Below are 20,976 nucleotides of genomic sequence, written 5' to 3'. Positions count from 1 at the left end.
GACTTTAGTTTGTGTTGCAACCTCATCCAGCATCGTAGGCCTTATATGTAGTTTCTGTCCGTCAGACCGAGAATTTGCCTGTGGCTTCCTTCAGATTCCACCTCACGGTGGACACCCTTGCCTTCGGTTAACACTTCCAACTGTAATGGCGTGTTCGGGACTTGCACCCTAGAGTTATCGCCCATGCCGGGCGCACAACAAAAAGACCGCTATGAATAGCGGTCTCTTATATAATTACTTAAAGAAGACTACACGTCTATCTTCGCATATTTTGCATTTTTCTCAATAAACTCACGACGAGGCGCAACTTCATCACCCATCAACATAGAGAATACACGATCACATTCAGCAGCATTTTCAATTGTTACCTGACGTAAAGTACGATGTTCAGGATTCATAGTTGTATCCCACAATTGCTCTGCGTTCATCTCACCAAGACCTTTGTAACGTTGTACGTTTACTGAATCTTCTTTACCTGAACCCTTTAATCGTTGGATAGCAGCAAGACGTTGATCTTCATTCCATGCATATTCGAAATCTTTACCTTTCTTCACTAAATATAAAGGAGGAGTAGCAATATAAATATAACCTCTTTCAATCAACTCACGCATGTATCTGAAATAGAATGTCAAAATCAACGTCGCAATGTGGCTACCATCGACATCGGCATCCGTCATGATAATAATCTTATGGTAACGAAGTTTGGCTAAATTCAAAGCTTTAGGATCTTCTTCTGTACCTACAGAAACACCTAATGCCGTAAACATATTCTTAATCTCCTCGTTTTCGTAGATTTTGTGCTCCATCGCTTTCTCAACGTTCAATATTTTACCACGAAGAGGCATAATAGCTTGGTAGTTTCGGTCACGACCTTGTTTCGCTGTACCACCAGCTGAATCTCCCTCGACAAAGAATATTTCACATAGTGCCGGATCATTGCTAGAACAGTCAGCCAATTTACCTGGTAATCCAGATCCACTCATAACTGTTTTACGTTGAACAAGCTCGCGTGCTTTTCGAGCAGCAGCTCTTGCTTGTGCAGCGATAATTACCTTTTGAACAATTACTTTAGCTTCTTTTGGATTTTCCTCTAAATATTGACCTAAAATCTCACCCACAGCTACATCTACAGCACCCATTACTTCGGTATTACCCAATTTAGTTTTGGTCTGTCCTTCGAACTGAGGCTCTGCAACTTTGACAGAAATAACTGCCGTCAAACCCTCACGGAAATCATCACCTGTTACTTCAACTTTAGAGTTTTTTAACAATCCAGATTCATCGGCATATTTCTTTAAAATACGTGTCAAACCTCTACGGAAACCGGCTACGTGAGTACCGCCCTCGATCGTATTGATATTGTTCACATACGAGTGAACGTTTTCTGAATACGTGTCGTTGTATTGGAAAGATAACTCAACTGGAATACCTTGCTTAATTCCTTCCAAATAAATTGGATCAGGAATTAATGCTGCACGAGTACCATCTAAGAATTTTACAAATTCTTGGAGACCACCTTCAGAATGGAAAACATCTTTGCGATCTGAACCATCTTCATTTTGCTCACGCTTATCAATTAAAGTAAGTGTAATACCCTTATTTAAGAATGATAATTCACGAAGACGATTTGCTAATGTATCGTAATTATAAGTAGTCGTTTGTGTAAAAATTTCTGGATCAGGTTTGAAAGTAACGATTGTTCCATTTTTATCTGACACACCCACTTCTTTCACTTCATACATCGGTTTACCGCGCTCATATTCTTGATTGAATATCTTGCCTTCACGATGTACCTCTGCTTTCAAGTGAGTTGACAAAGCATTCACACAAGAAACACCCACACCGTGCAAACCACCAGAAACTTTATATGTATCCTTATCGAATTTACCACCAGCGTGAAGAACGGTCATAACCAACTCCAATGCCGACTTGTTTTCCTTTTTATTTATACCTGTTGGAATACCGCGTCCATTATCTTGTACTGAAATAGAATTATCTTCTAAAATAGTAACTACGATATCATCACAATATCCAGCAACAGCCTCATCAATAGAGTTGTCAACGACTTCGTATACTAAATGATGTAGACCTTTAGGTCCTGTATCACCAATATACATAGAAGGTCTCTTACGTACCGCTTCTAAACCTTCTAAAACTTGGATATTATCCGCTGAATACGCTGTAGGATTGTTTTTTTCTTCGCTCATGAATTAAAAAAAATCAGATTAAATTAACAATCAAAGTTAATAAAAATTAAGGACTTAAACAACAGTTTGGCGGGGCTAAAACGGTAAAAAAAGATGATTTGTGATCTAAAAAAATAACAAAAAATGGAATTTTAATTTTTTTATAGTAGGTTTGTTCTTTAAACTGAAAATAGACAACAAATGAATAGATTTTTATCAAACTTATCTAAAGTTACTTTGGGGATTGCAATCGTAGCTGGTACTGCTTCTTGCGGTCAAAACACATCAAATACAACTCCAACAAAAAACGATAGCACATCGTCAAATACGAACACAACTAAAGTTGCTGATAAAATTGTGTATGTAAATGCAGATACTTTGTCGGCACAATATGAATACTTCAAAGATGCAAAAGCAAAGTTAGAAGGTAAAGCTAAAAAAGCACAAGAAAACTTACAATCAAAAGGTCAAGCATTTCAAAGAGAATTAGCTGAAGCAGAGCAAAAAGCCGCTACCATGAGTGCGTCTGAACGCCAAGCAACAGAAGAAAGATTAGCGCGTAAACAACAAGAGCTAGCACAATTGAACCAAAATGCATCAGCATCATTGGCTCAAGATGAGCAATCAGAAATGACAGCTGTCTACAATTCTATCACTGAATATTTGACTAAACACGCAAAAGAAAATGGTTACCAATACGTGTTAACCTATTCTAAAACTAACCCTGCAGTAATCTATGCTGATGAAAAGTTAGACATCACGAAAGAAGTTGTAGCTGCATTAAATAAAGAATACACTGCTAAAAACAAAAAATAAGATCTTTAGCTAAAAAATTAGAAAAGGGATTTAATCTTCGGATTTAATCCCTTTTTATTTTAAATTTAGATTATAAAACAACAAATTATGATTGTCCATATCTTAACTTCTGATAAACATAATTTTGAATGGATTGACATCACCAATCCTACGCTTGAGGATTTCAAAGAGCTTAAAGAAAAATATAATCTCCGAGACGAATCTATTAGAGATTGTTTGGAGGTAGGCCATCTCCCAAAAATTGAAGAGTTTGAAAACTATCATTTTCTTATCATTCGCTCTACACCCGAAACTTTAGAAGAGGAATCTGACACCTTAACAGAGATAACAGACAGAGTTTCGATTTTTTATGGTCAAAATTTTATTATAACAACGCACAGAAGCCATATTAACTTTTTGGAAAACATCAAAAAATTAGATCCTAAAAGTAAAGTGCTGACCTCCAGCAAATCACTAGTTAACACCTTACTTTCCGAAGCTTTAAAATCATTCGAAACTTTAATCTTGGGCAATATGGCGACAAAATTGGATGATTACGAGGAAGTCGTCTTCTTACACCAAAAAAGAAAGCCATTTCTGAAAAAACTTTACTACATCAAAAGACAAATTGATGTTATACGATCTATTTTAGTACTCTATAAGGACATAGTAGACTACTTTCACTTGCCAGAATACAAAAACATCTACACGCAAGATTTGAGGGATTTGTTTTCGAGGACCAGTACACTTTATCGTAATGCTTCAGAAAACACAGCTCAATTATTAAATATCTATTTTAACATTGAATCCAATCACACAAATGAGATAATGCGCGTCTTAACTATCATTTCGGTATTTTTTATGCCACTGACATTTATTGTAGGTGTATACGGTATGAATTTCGATATCATGCCTGAGTTGCATTGGAGATATGGCTACCCAATTGTATTAGGTGCTATGCTCCTATTGAGTGGAATTATTTATTTTTGGTTCAAAAGGAAGAAATGGCTATAGCTTAACAGCTTTTGGTGTGGTAGCTATAAATTCTTTTAAGTAGTAAGGTTCGAAATAAATTAAATCTTCGAATTCTTTATTTTCAAATTTCTCGAAAGCTGAGATAGCAAGATGAGCCGATGAATGCACGTAAGTTGAATCAATCTTAATATTCGATTTGTCAGCCAAAAGATCAGCTAATTTGTCTGCACCCGATCCAAACAAACAAATCTGCTTTTCAGAATATTTATAAAATGTTTCCTTATCAATTATAACTGCTTCAGTAGTAGCCAAAACCTGACCTTGTTTGTCAAAAATCATCATATAGACTTCCATACGACGCGCATCTAACATAGGAACATATAAGTCACATACACCTTTCGGTAGCTTCGTATAGCCTCTAAACATGCTCTCTAATGTATTTACAGCTATTAAGGGTATATCTAAAGCATAACATAAACCTTTTGCCGAAGATACGCCGATCCGCAATCCTGTATAAGATCCAGGACCTTTACTGACGGCAATCGCTGCTAGATCTTTGTAGGATGTATTATTACGTTGTAATAACTCGTCAATAAATACAGTCAATTTGGACGCATGCAAATTAGGCTCTGTTGCATCTATCTGATCTACTACCTGTCCATCTAAACTCAACGATAAGGAACAAACCTCTGTTGCTGTATCAATTTGCAATATATATATATCCATATCTAACAAAAATTAAGGAACTGGATTGTGTCCATGCCCTCCCCAAGGATTGCAACTTACAATACGCTTGATTGTCAACCATCCTCCTTTGAAAGGACCATACTTCATAATAGCCTCCTTACCATATTGCGAACAGGTAGGTGTGTAACGACAATTAGCTCCCAATAAGGGAGAAATAAAAAGCTGATAAATTTTTATTATCAACAAAAAGAGGTGTTTAAAACACCATAATATAAAATTCCATATGTTAAGAAGAAATCTCATGAACTAACTGTTTTAACGCCTTATTCATTTTCACAAATAAAAATTCATAATCCAACTCTTCTTTTCCAACATACTGAATAGCGATATCCAAATGTACAGAGAGCTTATTTACCTCTTCATATAAAATTTCATTTTTTTGCACACGATATACTTCTCGAATCAACCTCTTAATTCGATTACGATCATGAGCCTTTTTAAATCGACGTTTGGATACAGAAAGAATAACCTCTACTGGAGTTAATGCTTCTGACTCAGAAGCGATTAAATACACCACACGAAAAGGATATACAATAAAAGAAGAACCTCTATGAAAAAGAGAATCAATTTTTCTCTTACTACACAGTCGTTCTTCTTTCTTAAATGTTTTTTTCATCAGATGACTAATTAGGCCTTAGTTATAGCCGTAATATTAAGCCACTGGCGCTAAGGAAAAGAATTAGCCTTTGTGACGGTATTCGTCAGAAACTGTTAGACGTTTTCTACCTTTTGCTCTACGAGAAGCTAATACTCTTCTACCATTAGCTGTGCTCATACGCTCTCTAAAACCGTGCTTATTTCTTCTTTTTCTTTGCGAAGGCTGAAATGTTCTTTTCATGACGCTCTATTTCTTTATTTATTTTTTTCTATTAATCGATATTACCCTCTAAGAGGAATGCAAAAGTACTGTATAATTTCAATATATACAAGCATCTCCTAGAAAAAAGTTCACAATATAATCATGAACTTTTCTAATATCTACTAATAGAAATTCTATTTATTTTTTAACAAATCTCGAATCTCTGTAAGCAGTACTTCTTCATTTGAAGGGCCTGCAGGAACTTCAGCTGGAGCTTCTTCTTTTTTCTTTAAAGAATTCAATCCTTTTATTACCACAAAAATACAGAAAGCAATAATCAAGAATTGGATTATTACATTAATGAAATTTCCATAGTTTAAAGTTACCGCAGGATTCAAAATAGAACCATCCGCATTCAGCTCTGCAACCTTTAATGTTATTACTTTTTCAGAGAAATCCACACCTCCAGTGATTACTCCAATCACAGGCATAATCAAGTCATCTACCAGTGATGTAACTATTTTACCAAATGCTCCACCGATAACAACACCGACTGCAAGATCAATAACGTTGCCACGCATGGCAAAATCTTTAAACTCTTTAACAAAACCCATATTAATTTTATTTTAATGAAACAAAAATAAAGATAAAGTCCTAATTTTGATAATACAATTATAATCGTAAATATTATTAAATAATAAATGTTTACATTTACTAATTATAGGTATTATTTAAATAATAAATATTTCTTATTTTAACTATTTGGTAAATCAAAAAGAACACACAACAACCACCATGAACAATATACTTATAGCAGACGACCACAGTATAGTACGATTTGGTACTGCTGTAGCCATAAATGAATCATTCAAAGACGCAAAAATTACACATGCATCTACAATAAAGGAAGTGTATTCGCATCTAAATTTTAAAAAGTTTGATCTTCTATTATTAGACATTAATATGCCTGGTGGCAACAATATTAATGTTATAAAAGAAGTATTAGATCTTCAAGCAGATTTGAAAATTTTGGTTTTCTCTTCCTATGATGAAAATATCTATGCACTCCGCTATATTGAAGCTGGTGCAGCAGGCTATCTGAATAAGAATACTGCAATGGAAGAGCTGAATAATGCTATTCAAAGTATCCAAGAACGTGGTAAATATATGTCTCCTGCTGTTCGTGATTTATACATTCAAAAACTTACTAGCACAAAAGCTAGTATTGATAAAGTAAATCCACTAAACAAACTATCGAATAGAGAGATGGATGTTGCAAAACATTTGATCGAAGGTCACGGAATTTTGGAAGTATCTAATTTATTGGATTTAAGCTCATCTACAGTAAGTACTTACAAGAGCCGTATATTCGAGAAATTAGGTGTTTCAAATATCCCTGATTTGATCGAATTATTTAAATTACACGCTCAAAATACATAATCAACAATTATCTATTTCACAAAATAAGAAAAGCTCAACAATCGTTGAGCTTTTAGTTTTATATCCTTTTAGACGTTTAATCTACATTATCATGTAAGAAAGAATTGTTGGAACGAATCTCTGTCACCCCATCATCAAACGACAACGTAAAACGCGAAACTTGAGAATCCGATGAGTGCGGCACATCGTCCAAAGATTTTTGCTTTCTCTTATATGCAGGCTCGTTCTCTAATTCTTGCAAACCGTTTGAAGATTTCAATTTCATACTCAATTCTTTAAGACGTAAAATACGTTCTTTCGTCTTTAACAGCTGATCTTCAAAATTAACTTCTTCTTCAACTTTAACAGTAGTTTGAGAAACATTAGAAACATGATTTGCTTCTACAATATTATTTACCTCTTCTTCAACTTCTTCATTTACTTTTTCTTCGTAAGCATCAAATACTGTAGGCAATTTAAATTCAAAAACAGAAGGTGAAGTTTTTAATTCAAAACCACCATTATCTTCTACTGATTCTTCCGAAGCGAAATCCTCTTGTACATCCAAAGTATGACGCACCACATTTGCCTCTTGTTGCACAGCTACATTCGATACATTGTTTGATTTCAACGGATTGAACAAATCAGCTTGCGGAGTAGTAGGCTGAGATGCATTAGTAGGTGCTACTACAGGCGTTACATAAGCTGATGTAGTTGACACCGATGGCTTTTCAGCAAATTGATTTTGTGATACGGGCTTAATAAAAGAATGCACAGTTTCCGGAGTCAAAGGCAACGCAATTTTCTCGTTCTCTTTCTCTTTCAAACGCTCTTCAGCAGTTTGGAATCCTGTTGCAATAATAGTTACCGATAGGTCATCTTCTAAGTTTTCGTCGATACAATTACCCCAAATTAAGTCTGCTGTTAATCCTGCTTTCTCTTGGATATAATCAGTTACAATAGCAACTTCGTCCATTGTTACTTCTTTTTTACCAGAAGTAATATTCAATAAGATGTAACGCGCTCCTTCAATCTCATTATCTTTCAATAATGGAGAAGCTAAGGCACCCGTGACAGCCTCAATCGCTCTGTTTTCGCCAGAAGCAATATGGTTACCCATGATCGCAACACCACTATCATTCATTACTGTACGCACATCTTTGAAATCGACGTTTACGTAACCAGGAATAGTAATAATCTCAGCGATACCTTTAGCAGCAGTAGTTAATATATCATCCGCTTTTGCAAAAGCAGCGGTCATTGTCAAGTTACCGAATATCTCACGCAATCTATCGTTTGAGATAACAAGATATGAATCAACGTATTTACGTAATTCATTCAATCCTTCTTCAGCTTGCGAACGACGTTTCTTACCCTCGAATGTAAAAGGCGTAGTTATGATAGCTACTGTCAAGATACCCATTTCCTTAGCTGCCTTAGCTAATACAGGACTTGCACCAGTACCTGTACCACCGCCCATACCAGCCGTGATAAAAAGCATTTTGGTGTTAGTACCCAACATTCTTTTGATATCATCAATACTTTCGATAGCAGAGTTTTCGCCCACATCAGGATCGGCACCAGCACCCATACCTTCCGTAAGACTAACTCCCAATTGTACTTTGTTAGGAATAGGACTTAATTCCAATGCTTGCGCATCAGTATTACACACTATAAAATCTACACCACTAATCCCTTGCTTGTACATGTGATTGACAGCATTACCACCGCCACCACCAACACCTATAACCTTGATTATAGATGATTGCTCCTTTAACATTTCAAATTGTATCGACATAATAATATCCTATTTATAAAAGAACTGCCAAGCTTTATCGATCTACTCCAAACTCAACAATTCGAATGTAATAATACCAAATTCTTCACAAGAGTTTTCCACATTTGTGAGATTGTGGAAAACTCTACACAGTGTGGAAAAATTATTTTTTTCCTACATAAGTATCGTTGTCAATTTCTTGATTATCCTTGATAAATTCTGAGATAATTTTAGTAAACCAACTCTCTTTTTTGCTTTGCTCTTTGGTAATTCTTTCTACTTCACCTTCAGCATTACCTCTACGTGGTTTTTTCAGTTCTCGCTCCGTAAAAGCAATTTCTTGTTCGTCTTCGACCGCTTGAATACCTTTCATTAACAAACCAATACTTGTTGCATACATTGGACTTTTCATTTCTTCCATTGTCTGCTTATTGAGCATATCTGTTTTTGCCAAATACTCGTTTGGATAACCAATACGACAATCAATTCCAGTGATATATTCTACCAATTGAACCAAATGTTTCAACTGTGCACCACCACCAGTAATAACGATACCTGCAATAAGTTTATCTTCATAGCCTGAAGATTTAATTTCATAATATACGTGTTCTATAATTTCTTCCATTCTAGCTTGAATAATATAAGCTAAATTTTTGACAGAAATTTCTTTAGAATCACGACCACGAATACCTGGAACGCAGATAACTTCGTTTTCTTTATTTTCGTCAGCCAATGCTGAACCATATCTAACTTTTAATTGCTCAGCTTGATTTCGAAGGACAGCACAACCTTGACGAATATCTTCTGTTACAATATTACCTCCCAACGGAATTACAGCAGTATGACGGATAATACCTTCGTGGAAAATAGCCACATCGGTAGTACCACCACCAATATCAACAAGAACTACACCAGCCATTTTTTCTTCTTCATCCAATACAGCTTCGGATGACGCAAGAGGCTCAAGTACCAATGATGAAACTTCTAAGTCAGCGTTATCAACACATTTCTTGATATTTTTGATATCAGTCACACGACCTGAAATGATATGAAAATTTGCTTCCATACGTCTTCCAGCCATACCAATCGGTTCTTTGATGCCCGGCTCATTGTCAATTGTAAACTCCTGAGGCAACACATGAATAATTTCTTCTCCTGGAGGCAAAACCAACTTGTACATATCAGATATCAAACGTTCTACATCCAAACGGTTAATTTCATCATCATCGTTTTTAGTCAAAATACCACGATGTTGAATACTTTTGATATGTTGACCAGCGATACCGATATTCACCACTTTAATATCTACGTTTGATTGTCCCTCTGCCAAAGAAACAGCCTCACGTATACTAAATACAGTCTTTTGAATATTAGCCACCACACCACGATTTACTCCAGCAGATTCCGCTTTTCCTACACCTAATAATTCAATTTTGTTTGTACCACTGCGTCGTCCTACAGTAACACAAATCTTTGTAGTACCGATATCTAAACCTACGATAATCGGATTTTCTTTTTCATTGTCTGTAATTCTTGGTTTCATATGCTGTATTTTTTAATTTTTCATGTTGATTTTCATTTGCAAGCTATCCATATACCACCCCTCTCTTCGCTCACAAATAATTTGTCCTCCGTATTTTACATTTACTTTTGCGTATGCATCTGTACCTACTTTTGGCAATATATTTTTATAATACATCTCCAATCTTTTCAGCTTATATTCCAAAGAATCTGCTGAACCGATAACTAAAAGTTCACGTCCTACACGAGGTATTAATTCTATATCATCTTGCTCGTTGACATAAATCTGAACAATCTGATTTTCCCACAATTCATTGCCACTCACTTGCTCCACAATACGTACTAAATCCTTCACCAATTTAGTTTCAACTTGTTCTAGAGGCTTGTTATAGTTCTCGCGAATCTTTCCATTAGCCACCAATACATGCGGTACATATTTTAAAGTCACCGGAATTTTATGCCCTTTTGTATCAACATAGAATTCACGACCATCTCTATTGATCACACGTAAAATAACTTCCCGTTGCTGAACGTTGACATTGATTGTACCATCCATATCAGCGTGAATTTCTGCATTAGATACATAAGGTAATTTTTCAATAGCACGCTCTATATCTTCATATTTTATGGCTTGCAATTCTTTCCCTATTACAGTTCCGAATTGATTATTCACCATCGTTGAAATATCATTTTGGTCGATAAAAGTTTCTTTACCCTCCACATTGACTTTCAAAGCTGTGCAAACCTGAGATTTATCCTTATTACTAATCATTCCCATGAGCACAAGCAATCCTACTAAGGCGCTAACGCCTAGCAAAGTGTAGAATACAAGCCCCCATCTAATGTTCTTCATAATTAATTTTCAATAATTGCCTTCAATGGTTTTACTAATCGATCAATATCTCCGGCCCCTACAGTTACCACAAGCTCTGGTTGCTCAATTTTCACATATTCCAGTACTTCTTCTGGAGATACCACTCTCTTATTATCCAAATTTATTTTTTCTAACAACCAAGACGACGTTACCCCTTCAATAGGTAACTCGCGTGCTGGATAAATTTCCATCAACAATAAATCATCCGCCATTCCCAATACTTCAGCAAAACCATCAACAAAATCACGTGTGCGTGAAAATAAATGCGGTTGGAAAACGACAGTCATCTTTTTAGAAGGATAAAGTTTCTTTAACGAAGAAAGAAAAGCCCTTAATTCTTCAGGATGATGCGCATAATCATCAATGTAAACTGCATTTTGTTGACGAACGATATATTCAAAACGTCTTTTCGCTCCGCGGAAATTTGCTAAGGCTGTAACGATTTTCTCTTGTTCAATTTCTAACAATAAGGCAACAGTTATTGCCGCAACAGCATTTTCAATATTGTGAAGACCAGCAATTCCCATCTTGATATTTGCTATACGCAAATCACCCTTCACATAATCGAAATGGAATTCTCCATCTATTACTTCTATATTCTCAGCATGCGCATCAGCTTGCTCATCTTTCGAATACAAGATATCTCCCGAAAATGGCAATCCCTTTTTCACAATGCGAGTTCCACCATCAACCACTCTATCCAAGTACATTTGAAAGGATTCAATCAAATGAGATTCATCTCCGTAAATATCTAAATGGTCTGCATCCGCAGAAGTAACTACAGCAATATTAGGATGCAATGTCAAGAAAGAACGGTCGTATTCATCCGCTTCGACCACCACCACATTATTATCACCATATAATACGTTCGTATTATAATTAGAACTGATACCACCTAAAAAAGCCGAACAATCATAACCCGAATCTTTCAGAATATGTGCTATCATCGTCGATGTTGTAGTCTTACCATGCGTACCTGCTACACCAATGGTAAATCGACTCGCACTAATAAATCCTAAAACTTGCGAACGCTTGTAAATATCAAATCCTTTGTCAATAAAATAATTCTTGATCTTCAAATCCTTGGGAACTGCTGGTGTAAAAATCACCAAAGTCTCAGGAGATGGCAGACCAAATTCAGCTGGAATCAAAACCGTGTCATCTTGATAAATAACATCAATCCCTTCCTGCACCAATGCAAGTGTCAAATCTGTTTCAGTACGGTCATATCCCATTACTTTACAGCCCAAATGCTGAAAGTAACGCGCCAAACCACTCATCCCAATACCACCGATACCGATAAGATAAACCTGCTTTATTTGGTCAATATTTATCATATTCTTATTTTATTAATTTTAAAACTTCCTTAGCTATCACATCATCAGCATCCAGAAGAGCAAGTTTTTTGATATTTGTTGCTAAGTCGTTCATTTTATTTTCATTTTGTAATAAAGCCAAAGCTTCATCCACTAATTTTTCTCTTGCTTCTACATCTTTCACCATCAACGCGGCTTCTTTATTTACCAAAGCCATTGCATTTTTGGTTTGATGATCTTCCGCTACGTTCGGCGATGGAACTAAAATCACAGGTTTACCAACCACACATAATTCTGAAATTGTTCCTGCTCCAGCTCTAGCAATAATCAAATCTGCTGCCGCATACGCATAATTCATACGTTGCAAAAAAGCCATCATCTTCACATTATAGGGCAAATCTTGAATCTCCTTATTCAAAGCATCATGATAATAGCTTCCACATTGCCAAATCACTTGCACATCCGAATCTTTAAACTTTTCAAAAGCTTGTTTGACACAATCATTCAATGTACCAGCCCCCAGACTTCCTCCAGTTACCAAGATTGTTTTCTTACCAGCTTCTAAGCCGAAAGAAACTAAAGCCTCTCCTTTCTTTCCTTCTATATCTACCGAAGTACGACGAATAGGATTACCTGTCAACAACACTTTCTCCGCAGGAAAAAATTGCTCCATTCCTTCATATGCCACACAAACTTTCTTTGCTTTAGCACCCAAACTTTTATTGGTCTTACCTGCAAAAGAATTTTGTTCTTGAATCAATGTTGGCAGCCCCAACATATTTGCCATCATCAATAAGGGACCTGAAGCATATCCACCAACACCAACTGCTGCCTCTGCTTTGAAATCCTTGATAATTTTTCTTGCTTTCAACAGACTACTAATCATTTTGAAAGGCAAGGAAATATTTTTAAGAAGTGATGAACGATTGAAACCTTGAATATCTAAGCCAACAATTGTATATCCTGCCGCTGGAACTTTCTCCATCTCCATCTTACCATTCGCTCCTACAAACAATATTTCAATATTCGGCTCTATACGACGCAACGCATTCGCTATCGCAATAGCTGGAAAAATATGTCCTCCAGTTCCTCCTCCGCTTATGATTACTTTATGCGCCATATTCAATTTTGCTAAACTGTTCCCACAACTACCTTTTTGGCCTTTTTTGGTGCAGTTATCGAACCTTCTTCTAATTCTTCTTTATTTTTTAATTCTTCAATACTCCTACTTACAGATAAGATAATTCCTAACGCAACACTTGTAAATAATATCGATGTCCCCCCCATACTCACCAATGGTAAGGGCACACCTGTCACTGGACCCAACCCTACTGCTACCGCCATATTGGCTAACGCCTGAATAGTCAAACTAAAGCCTAATCCAGCTGCCAGAAAAGCACCGAATGCACGAGGACTTAATGTTACGATACGAATCACGCGATACATGAGCGCTAAATACAAGGACAATAATATGAAAGCACCTATAGTACCATATTCTTCAATAATGATAGCGAAGATAAAATCTGAGTATGGATGTGGCAATACGTTACGTTGCACACTATTACCAGGACCTTTACCAAACAAACCACCTGTAGCTATGGCAATTTTTGCATTATTAGCTTGGAAGTTTTTATCTTCTTGAAATGGCACCGAAGCAGTTCCCCCATCAACTTGCTCTTTTTTGAAAAAACCTTCAATACGACTTACATAGGTCGCGCGACGTGGTCCTAAAAGTATTACTAATGTCAGAAGAACCATTCCCCCTAAGCAAACAATCCCAATTTGTTTGGTATCGATTCGCCCAATTACCAACAACAAAATACTTGTACCAAACAACATAAGTGCTGTGGATAAATTGGCAATGGCAATCAATACGAAAACCGCGCATACCGTTCCCATTATGGGGATAAAAGATTTTTTCAAATCTTTGATTTCATGTGCCTTTCGCGATAGCATACGTGCTAAGAATGTAATCAAAGCCAGTTTTGCCAAATCGGAAGTCTGAAAAGTTTGATTGATAACAGGAATCGTCACCCATCTAGACGCTTCATTGACTGAACTACCAAATATCAATGTATAAAACAATAACGGTATCGTGATTATCATCAATATTTTGGATATCCCAGCATACCATCTGTAATCCAATTTGTGAGACAAATACATCAAAACTAGACCAATAGCAATAATGGAAAAGTGCTTAACCAAATACATTTCCGTACCTTTGCCTTCTTTATAAGCCAAAGTACCTACTGAACTGTACACAGCTAGCAAAGACCATCCTGATAAGATTATCACGATAATCCAAATCCATTTATCACCCTTTAGTTTTGAAAAGATTTGCTCCATAACTAGTACCCTACAAAGCCATTACAGCTTCTTTGAATTTATCTCCTCTTTCTTCGTAATTTTTGAACCAATCGAAACTTGCACATGCTGGTGACAACAATACCGTATCTCCTTTTGTAGCAATGTGCGAAGCAATATTAACAGCATCTTCCATCGATGAACTGTTGATAATTACCTCAACTTCATCTTCAAAAGCATCGTGAATACGGGAAGTATCTTTACCAATACAGATAATAGCCTTCACTTTTTGTTTCACTAAATCACGAAGCATATCATAGTCATTTCCTTTGTCTACACCTCCCAATAACAAAACGATTTCTGATGAGAAACTTTCTAACGCATACCAAACAGAATTCACATTCGTCGCCTTCGAATCATTGATATAATTAACACCTCCGATAAGTGCAACATGCTCCAATCTATGCTCAATATTCACATAAGACCCCATGCTCTCTTTCATGCTCTGATTGCGTAATTCTTGCACTTTAGCGATTAAGCCAGATGCCATATTATTATAGACATTGTGCTTTCCTTGTAATGATAACTCTTCAATATTCATCTCGAACTCGTCTCTATTAGGTAAGTTAATTTTCAAATTTTTATTAGCGTCCAAATACGCGCCTACTTCTACTATCTGTTCTTGTGTCATCGGCAACTGTTGTGCTTTGATTTCAAATCTTGGCAACGCTTTTACTGTTTCTTCATCATCCAAGCAGTAAATAAAATAGTCTTCTGGACGTTGATTTTGAATCATGCGGAATTTTGAATCCACATAATTTTCCATCTTATAATCATACCGATCCAAATGGTCCGGTGTAATATTCAATATAACCGCTACATCAGCGCGGAAGTGATACATATCATCCAACATAAAGCTGGAAATTTCTAATACATACGTATCAAATGTTTCACGCGCAACCTGCAGCGCAAAGCTTTTTCCAATATTGCCAGCCAAACCAACATTTAGCCCTGCTTTTTGCAGCATATAATACGTCAACATGGTAGTCGTTGACTTACCATTTGACCCTGTGATACAAATCAACTTGGCATCGGTATATTGCGCTGCGAATTCAATTTCTGAAATCACAGCAATGTTCAAAGAACGGAGCTTCTTAATCAAAGGAGCTTTTTCAGGTATACCTGGACTTTTGACTATTATAGAAGCATTCAGAATCAAATCTTCTGTATGTTGTCCTGACTCATAAGCAATCCCTTCTTCTTCTAAAATTGCTCTATAGGAATCCGCAATTGTTCCCATATCTGACACGAAAACATCGAAACCTTTGTCCTTTCCCAAGATAGCAGCACCGACGCCACTTTCTCCAGCTCCAAGAACAACAAAGCGTCCAGATTGAGGGTAATATGTTGATGCTATATTTCCCATACTATCTTACTTTCAACGTTACAATTGTCAGAATCGCTAAAATCACACCTACGATTACAAAACGTGTTACAATTTTAGCCTCGTGATATCCTTTCTTTTGGTAATGATGGTGCAATGGGGACATCAAAAATATTCGACGACCTTCACCAAATCTTTTCTTTGTGTATTTGAAGTAAGATACCTGCATTATCACTGAAAGATTTTCAATCAAAAACACCCCACACAATACCGGAATCAACAACTCTTTACGAATCAAAATCGCAAATGCCGCTATAATACCACCAATAGCTAAAGAACCTGTATCTCCCATAAACACTTGCGCTGGATAGGCATTGTACCACAAAAAACCAGTACATGCACCCACAAATGCACCCGCAAAAATCACCAACTCTCCAGAGTTTGGTATATACATGATATTTAAGTAGTCCGAGAAAATAATATTACCTGATACATATGCCAAAATCGCCAATGTAATACCTATGATAGCGGATGTACCTGTCGCAAGACCATCTATTCCATCTGTAATATTTGCACCATTAGAAACTGCTGTAACGATAAAAACGACCACTATCAGAAACAAAGCAAACGTCGCCCAAGGGTTATCAATACCAATTACAGGCAATACTTTTGAATAATCGAACTCGTTATCCTTATAAAACGGAATGTTAGTCATCGTAGACTTCACATTTTCCGTATAAGTAGTTTCTCCCGTATTTGGATTAATCACCACCTCCACCGGTGTTTCAGAAGTTGGATTAATTACTTGCTCACGCACGACAATATCTGGATGGAAATACATCGTAATGGCAATCAAAATCCCCAAACCTACTTGTCCAATTACTTTGAAACGACCAGCTAAACCTTCTTTATTTTTTTTAAATACCTTTATGTAATCATCAAGAAAACCAATTGCACCCATCCAAATAGTCGTTACCACCATGATAATGATGTAAATATTATCTAGTTTAGCAAACAGCAAAGTCGGAATTAAAATACCTGCAATGATTATCAATCCACCCATTGTAGGTGTCCCCTGCTTTTTCTTTTCACCCTCTAAACCCAGATCGCGAATAGTCTCTCCTACTTGTTTTTTGTGCAATAATTTGATCAATCGACTACCAAATACCGTCGTGATAATGAGCGACACTATAACCGCTATCGCTGTACGAAACGAAATGTATTGAAACAATCCCGATCCTGGGATTTTCCAATTTTCTTGTAGCCAATCAAATAAATAATATAACATCGAATTTTTTATTGCTCGTTAAATGTATTTTCCAATTCTTCTTTATCATCAAAATGGTGTCGAACCCCATTCACCTCTTGATATTTCTCGTGTCCCTTTCCCGCTACCAAAACAATATCTCCTGGATTTGCCAAATGAACTGCCGCACGAATAGCTTCACGACGATCTGTAATGCTAAAAGTATTCTTCTTCTTTTCAGGAGAAATACCAGCTTCCATATCTTTAATAATCTGCACTGGATCTTCAGTGCGCGGATTGTCAGAAGTAATGATTAATTTATCACTATACTTCAAAGCGACTTTTGCCATTTCTGGACGCTTCGTTTTATCACGATCACCTCCACAACCTAAAACAGTTATTATCTGTTGACCTGCTGTACGCAAATCCTTTATTGTTTCCAACACATTCTCCACTGCATCGGGTGTATGAGCATAATCTACAATGCCTACAACACCATTTTTAGAACGAACAGTCTCAAACCTTCCTTCGGCTCCAGAAATTTCGCTTAGCGCCACCAATACTTTTGAGGTTTCTTGCTCTAAAAGAATAGCGGAAGCATATACTGCCAACAAATTGTACGCATTAAAACCACCGACTAATTTTACCCACAAATCATGGGCATCTATTTGTAATAACATGCCATCAAAGTGAGATTCCATAACTTTAGCTTTAAAATCAGCCATATTTTGCAATCCATATGTCTTGCGGTGAGCAAATGTGTTTTGAAGCATGATATTGCCATTTCTATCATCTACATTGGTCAAAGCAAAAGCATATCCATCCAAATCGTCAAAGAACTTTTTCTTTGCTTTTATATAATTATCAAACGTGCCATGAAAGTCTAAATGATCGTGGGTTATGTTAGTGAAAATGCCCCCTGCAAAACGTAATCCAACAATACGTTGTTGAATCACCGCATGTGAACTCACCTCCATAAAACAATAATCACAACCATCATCCACCATATCGCGCAACAGTTTATTCAAAGCTACTGGATCTGGCGTTGTATGTGTTGCTGGAATTATAGTCGAACCAATTCTATTTTCTACTGTAGATAATAATCCTACATGATATCCCAATTGCTTAAACAAGTTGAATAATAATGTTGCAACAGTAGTTTTTCCATTTGTCCCTGTAACACCAACCAATTTCAAATCTTTGGATGGATTTCCATAGAAATTACCTGCTAATATTCCTAAGGCATAAGCGCTATCATTAACCTGTATATAGGTAACCTCATCATTGATACTTTCAGGCAATTCTTCCACTACTACTACAGAAGCATTCAATTCAATAGCCTTCGTTAAATATAAATGTCCATCAGTATGCACACCTTTTACTGCCACAAATAGAGTTCCTTGCTTTACTTGTCTAGAGTCAAAAGCAATAGCATCCACCTCCACTTCAAGTGAACCAAAAACCTGTAGAACAGGAATAGCATGCAATAACTCTTTTAATATCATATCAATTCAACTCTAATGAAATGTTAGAACCTATTTTCAATCGCTGACCTGGTGTTAAAGACTGCGCGATAACCTTACCTTTACCTGAAATTTTTGTTTTAAACCCAGCGTTTTCCATCGTAAATATCGCATCAACCAATCCCATGCCTTTTACATTCGGAACAACACCTTCTTTGATCGTAACCTCGATAAATGGAAATCCTTTTTGTACCAATGACGAATCACCTTGACTTATCGAATTCCAATTTTGGGGGCTAAAACCTAACGCCTCGTACACTTTTGTTGATGCTTCTTTCGAACCATTCAATGTCAATGGCGTACGCATGCCCGCTGTATTCACCGCTTTAGTAGCAAAAGTTCCGTGTAAATTCAAATCATTTGCATACACCATATCTGCCAACTCCTTAAAAACAGGACCCGCTACCGAACCCCCATAATACCCGTTTCGTGGATTACGAATCACCACTATCATAGAATATTTTGGATTATTTGCAGGAAAATAACCTGCAAATGAAGATTGATAACGTCGAGCGCCATAACCACGAGAGTTGTCAGCCATTTGCGCTGTACCTGTTTTGCCAGCAGATGAATATAATGGACTCGCTAACCTTTTACCTGTCCCTTCAATCATAACCCCCTCAAGCAAACCTTGCATTTTTGATATTGCTTCAGCACTAGCCATTTGCTTATTTATAACTCGCGCTTCAAAACGTTCAATAGTATTACCCAAATGTCTTATCTCTTTTACAAAAACTGGAGCAATCAACTTTCCATTATTTGCCACACCATTATAAAGTGTTAATGTTTGCAAAGGCGTTAATAACAATTCATATCCATAAGCCATTTGCACCAAAGACAATTTACTCCAAGATTTATTTTTCGGTGATTTCACCACTGGCTTACCTTCACCAGGTATTTGCAACCCTAAAGGTTCATGCAGCCCCCAACTATGAAGTTTTGAGGTATATTTTGATGGATTATTTCCATAATGCGTATTGATCAATTTTGTAATTGCCACATTCGAAGATTCTTCAAAAGCTTCCTTTACAGTTATAACAGATTTCTTAGGAGCATGTGAATCTCGTATTGTGTGCGATGGCACTTTATACGTTCCATTCCCAATATCTACACGTGTTGCTGTATCTATATATCCATCATCAATTGCCGCCAAAAAAGATGCAAGCTTAAATGTCGAGCCCGGATCAGCAGTTTGAGCAATAGCATAATTAAATTTTTCACGATACTCCCCATCTTTATCTTTTGTAAAATTGGCTATTGCGCGAATTTCACCCGTCTGCACCTCCATCAATATCACACAACCCTCATCGGCATTACTGATTTTCATCTGCTTACCTAATGCGCGTTGCGCCATATCTTGCATATTCACATCGATAGTGGAAATAATATCCGAACCATCAACAGGAGCAACTTCTAGCTCTCTATTGACTGGAACCCATACTCCTCCCGCAATGCGCTGCATCATTTGCGCTCCACTTTTCCCTTCAATGTAATCTCCGTATGCTCCCTCCAACCCAACTCTAAACTCATCGTTCTTGTAACCTATTGTACGTGCCGCAAGATTAGTAAATGGCAATATTCTCTTATTTTGTCTAACCGCGACTAAACTACTTGAGTATCTTCTTTTTCCTTCACGAAAGGTCTTAAACAAAGGAAAAGTCTTTAGCACTTTTAAATCTTGATGTGAAACCGCACGCTTCAACAACACATAACGTTGCTTTTTACTTCTCGCTTGCTTTAAAATAGTCAAGTATTGACGAGGGGATTTATCTTTAAAGAATCCAGCCAATTTTGTCGCCAACGAATCAACCTTGCTATTAAAGACATCATTATATTCCAAAGGAATTGACATCGCGTCAAATCTGATTTCATACTCAGGCACTGATGTCGCCAATAAACTACCATCAACAGAATAAATATTACCTCTGGCTGCCTCGACCACACGCTCCTGAATTGTCAAACTATCAGCTATGACTCTCCACTTCTCTCCATCCACATACTGCAAATGCAAAAGCTTAGCAAAAACTGCTAAGGCTCCAAATACCATCAACCCAAAGGCTAGGTATACACGCACTAATATGGACTTCCTAATATTCATTCTAACGAAATA

The 20,976-nt window shown here is 36.7% G+C and carries 19 protein-coding genes; 3 read left to right on the top strand and 16 right to left on the bottom strand.

All coding sequences use genetic code 11. The annotated features are described in order from the left end of the window. Nucleotides 1-248 precede the first annotated feature (248 nt). The gene (gyrB, locus tag GOQ17_RS10930) at nucleotides 249-2,207 is read right to left on the bottom strand and encodes a DNA topoisomerase (ATP-hydrolyzing) subunit B (RefSeq protein ID WP_159637421.1); all 1,959 of its coding nucleotides are present in this window, start codon (nucleotides 2,205-2,207) and stop codon (nucleotides 249-251) included. Nucleotides 2,208-2,387: 180 nt separating this feature from the next. Here gyrB and GOQ17_RS10925 point away from each other — a divergent pair, with 180 nt between their 5' ends. Both GOQ17_RS10925 and GOQ17_RS10920 read left to right on the top strand, forming a co-directional pair. Then, nucleotides 2,388-3,002 carry an OmpH/Skp family outer membrane protein gene (locus GOQ17_RS10925; protein ID WP_159637420.1) on the top strand — a complete coding sequence of 205 codons (615 nt, stop codon included), beginning with the start codon at nucleotides 2,388-2,390 and terminating at the stop codon, nucleotides 3,000-3,002. Between the two features lie 87 nt (nucleotides 3,003-3,089). Continuing rightward, nucleotides 3,090-3,995 carry a magnesium transporter CorA family protein gene (locus tag GOQ17_RS10920; protein WP_159637419.1) on the top strand — a complete coding sequence of 302 codons (906 nt, stop codon included), beginning with the start codon at nucleotides 3,090-3,092 and terminating at the stop codon, nucleotides 3,993-3,995. Here the strand turns inward: GOQ17_RS10920 and tsaB are convergent. From tsaB to mscL, 5 genes are all read right to left on the bottom strand, one after another. Then, nucleotides 3,990-4,682, bottom strand: a complete 693-nt coding sequence (gene tsaB, locus GOQ17_RS10915; protein WP_159637417.1) for a tRNA (adenosine(37)-N6)-threonylcarbamoyltransferase complex dimerization subunit type 1 TsaB — start codon at nucleotides 4,680-4,682, stop codon at nucleotides 3,990-3,992. The genes GOQ17_RS10920 and tsaB overlap by 6 nt on opposite strands. A 12-nt stretch (nucleotides 4,683-4,694) precedes the next feature. Continuing rightward, complete coding sequence (gene yidD / locus GOQ17_RS10910; RefSeq protein WP_159637416.1) at nucleotides 4,695-4,946, bottom strand: membrane protein insertion efficiency factor YidD; 252 nt, start codon at nucleotides 4,944-4,946, stop codon at nucleotides 4,695-4,697. Next, nucleotides 4,930-5,319, bottom strand: coding sequence for a ribonuclease P protein component (gene rnpA, locus GOQ17_RS10905; RefSeq protein ID WP_236537127.1), 390 nt, complete (start codon nucleotides 5,317-5,319; stop codon nucleotides 4,930-4,932). Before rnpA ends, yidD begins: the two co-directional genes overlap by 17 nt. Before the next feature lie 63 nt (nucleotides 5,320-5,382). Beyond that, nucleotides 5,383-5,541 carry a 50S ribosomal protein L34 gene (gene rpmH / locus GOQ17_RS10900; RefSeq protein ID WP_003002285.1) on the bottom strand — a complete coding sequence of 53 codons (159 nt, stop codon included), beginning with the start codon at nucleotides 5,539-5,541 and terminating at the stop codon, nucleotides 5,383-5,385. A 155-nt stretch (nucleotides 5,542-5,696) separates the two neighbouring features. Then, nucleotides 5,697-6,116 (bottom strand): large-conductance mechanosensitive channel protein MscL, encoded by a 420-nt coding sequence (mscL, locus tag GOQ17_RS10895; RefSeq protein ID WP_159637415.1) that lies wholly within the window; start codon nucleotides 6,114-6,116, stop codon nucleotides 5,697-5,699. Nucleotides 6,117-6,297: 181 nt separating this feature from the next. Here mscL and GOQ17_RS10890 point away from each other — a divergent pair, with 181 nt between their 5' ends. Next, nucleotides 6,298-6,942: a response regulator gene (locus tag GOQ17_RS10890; protein ID WP_159637414.1), complete on the top strand. Its 645-nt coding sequence runs from the start codon at nucleotides 6,298-6,300 to the stop codon at nucleotides 6,940-6,942. A 76-nt stretch (nucleotides 6,943-7,018) separates the two neighbouring features. Here the strand turns inward: GOQ17_RS10890 and ftsZ are convergent, their stop codons facing one another. The 10 genes from ftsZ to GOQ17_RS10840 form a co-directional block, all read right to left on the bottom strand. Beyond that, the gene (ftsZ, locus tag GOQ17_RS10885; protein WP_159637413.1) at nucleotides 7,019-8,719 is read right to left on the bottom strand and encodes a cell division protein FtsZ; all 1,701 of its coding nucleotides are present in this window, start codon (nucleotides 8,717-8,719) and stop codon (nucleotides 7,019-7,021) included. 142 nt (nucleotides 8,720-8,861) lie between these two features. Next, nucleotides 8,862-10,241 (bottom strand): cell division protein FtsA, encoded by a 1,380-nt coding sequence (gene ftsA, locus GOQ17_RS10880; protein ID WP_159637412.1) that lies wholly within the window; start codon nucleotides 10,239-10,241, stop codon nucleotides 8,862-8,864. Between the two features lie 12 nt (nucleotides 10,242-10,253). Next, nucleotides 10,254-11,072 (bottom strand): POTRA-like domain-containing protein, encoded by an 819-nt coding sequence (locus GOQ17_RS10875; RefSeq protein WP_159637411.1) that lies wholly within the window; start codon nucleotides 11,070-11,072, stop codon nucleotides 10,254-10,256. A gap of 2 nt (nucleotides 11,073-11,074) precedes the next feature. Next, a complete protein-coding gene (murC, locus tag GOQ17_RS10870; RefSeq protein WP_159637428.1) occupies nucleotides 11,075-12,427 on the bottom strand; it encodes a UDP-N-acetylmuramate--L-alanine ligase in 1,353 nt (450 codons plus the stop codon). 7 nt (nucleotides 12,428-12,434) lie between these two features. Further along, nucleotides 12,435-13,529 carry an undecaprenyldiphospho-muramoylpentapeptide beta-N-acetylglucosaminyltransferase gene (gene murG, locus GOQ17_RS10865; RefSeq protein WP_159637410.1) on the bottom strand — a complete coding sequence of 365 codons (1,095 nt, stop codon included), beginning with the start codon at nucleotides 13,527-13,529 and terminating at the stop codon, nucleotides 12,435-12,437. Between the two features lie 11 nt (nucleotides 13,530-13,540). After that, nucleotides 13,541-14,755, bottom strand: coding sequence for an FtsW/RodA/SpoVE family cell cycle protein (locus tag GOQ17_RS10860; protein ID WP_159637409.1), 1,215 nt, complete (start codon nucleotides 14,753-14,755; stop codon nucleotides 13,541-13,543). 10 nt (nucleotides 14,756-14,765) lie between these two features. Then, entirely contained in the window at nucleotides 14,766-16,139 is a 1,374-nt protein-coding gene (gene murD, locus GOQ17_RS10855; protein ID WP_159637408.1) for a UDP-N-acetylmuramoyl-L-alanine--D-glutamate ligase, read from the bottom strand. Between the two features lies 1 nt (nucleotide 16,140). Further along, nucleotides 16,141-17,385, bottom strand: coding sequence for a phospho-N-acetylmuramoyl-pentapeptide-transferase (gene mraY, locus GOQ17_RS10850; protein WP_159637407.1), 1,245 nt, complete (start codon nucleotides 17,383-17,385; stop codon nucleotides 16,141-16,143). 8 nt (nucleotides 17,386-17,393) lie between these two features. Then, nucleotides 17,394-18,848, bottom strand: a complete 1,455-nt coding sequence (locus GOQ17_RS10845; protein ID WP_159637406.1) for a UDP-N-acetylmuramoyl-L-alanyl-D-glutamate--2,6-diaminopimelate ligase — start codon at nucleotides 18,846-18,848, stop codon at nucleotides 17,394-17,396. A 1-nt stretch (nucleotide 18,849) separates the two neighbouring features. After that, nucleotides 18,850-20,964 carry a PASTA domain-containing penicillin-binding protein gene (locus tag GOQ17_RS10840; protein WP_159637405.1) on the bottom strand — a complete coding sequence of 705 codons (2,115 nt, stop codon included), beginning with the start codon at nucleotides 20,962-20,964 and terminating at the stop codon, nucleotides 18,850-18,852. Nucleotides 20,965-20,976: the final 12 nt, after the last annotated feature.

Source organism: Sphingobacterium composti (assembly GCF_009829075.1).
GTDB lineage: Bacteria > Bacteroidota > Bacteroidia > Sphingobacteriales > Sphingobacteriaceae > Sphingobacterium > Sphingobacterium composti.
This window is presented reverse-complemented; position numbering and strand designations above follow the sequence as displayed.

Excerpts from the sequence above, each read along its gene's own strand:
- GOQ17_RS10925 (WP_159637420.1), top strand. The coding sequence starts at position 2,388 with ATGAATAGATTTTTATCAAACTTATCTAAAGTTACTTTGGGGATTGCA.
- GOQ17_RS10890 (WP_159637414.1), top strand. The coding sequence starts at position 6,298 with ATGAACAATATACTTATAGCAGACGACCACAGTATAGTACGATTTGGT.
- tsaB (WP_159637417.1), bottom strand. The coding sequence starts at position 4,682 with ATGGATATATATATATTGCAAATTGATACAGCAACAGAGGTTTGTTCC.
- ftsZ (WP_159637413.1), bottom strand. The coding sequence starts at position 8,719 with ATGTCGATACAATTTGAAATGTTAAAGGAGCAATCATCTATAATCAAG.
- mraY (WP_159637407.1), bottom strand. The coding sequence starts at position 17,385 with ATGTTATATTATTTATTTGATTGGCTACAAGAAAATTGGAAAATCCCA.
- ftsA (WP_159637412.1), bottom strand. The coding sequence starts at position 10,241 with ATGAAACCAAGAATTACAGACAATGAAAAAGAAAATCCGATTATCGTA.
- GOQ17_RS10845 (WP_159637406.1), bottom strand. The coding sequence starts at position 18,848 with ATGATATTAAAAGAGTTATTGCATGCTATTCCTGTTCTACAGGTTTTT.
- mscL (WP_159637415.1), bottom strand. The coding sequence starts at position 6,116 with ATGGGTTTTGTTAAAGAGTTTAAAGATTTTGCCATGCGTGGCAACGTT.
- rnpA (WP_236537127.1), bottom strand. The coding sequence starts at position 5,319 with ATGAAAAAAACATTTAAGAAAGAAGAACGACTGTGTAGTAAGAGAAAA.
- murG (WP_159637410.1), bottom strand. The coding sequence starts at position 13,529 with ATGGCGCATAAAGTAATCATAAGCGGAGGAGGAACTGGAGGACATATT.
- rpmH (WP_003002285.1), bottom strand. The coding sequence starts at position 5,541 with ATGAAAAGAACATTTCAGCCTTCGCAAAGAAAAAGAAGAAATAAGCAC.
- GOQ17_RS10875 (WP_159637411.1), bottom strand. The coding sequence starts at position 11,072 with ATGAAGAACATTAGATGGGGGCTTGTATTCTACACTTTGCTAGGCGTT.
- yidD (WP_159637416.1), bottom strand. The coding sequence starts at position 4,946 with ATGAGATTTCTTCTTAACATATGGAATTTTATATTATGGTGTTTTAAA.
- gyrB (WP_159637421.1), bottom strand. The coding sequence starts at position 2,207 with ATGAGCGAAGAAAAAAACAATCCTACAGCGTATTCAGCGGATAATATC.
- GOQ17_RS10920 (WP_159637419.1), top strand. The coding sequence starts at position 3,090 with ATGATTGTCCATATCTTAACTTCTGATAAACATAATTTTGAATGGATT.
- murD (WP_159637408.1), bottom strand. The coding sequence starts at position 16,139 with ATGGGAAATATAGCATCAACATATTACCCTCAATCTGGACGCTTTGTT.
- GOQ17_RS10860 (WP_159637409.1), bottom strand. The coding sequence starts at position 14,755 with ATGGAGCAAATCTTTTCAAAACTAAAGGGTGATAAATGGATTTGGATT.
- GOQ17_RS10840 (WP_159637405.1), bottom strand. The coding sequence starts at position 20,964 with ATGAATATTAGGAAGTCCATATTAGTGCGTGTATACCTAGCCTTTGGG.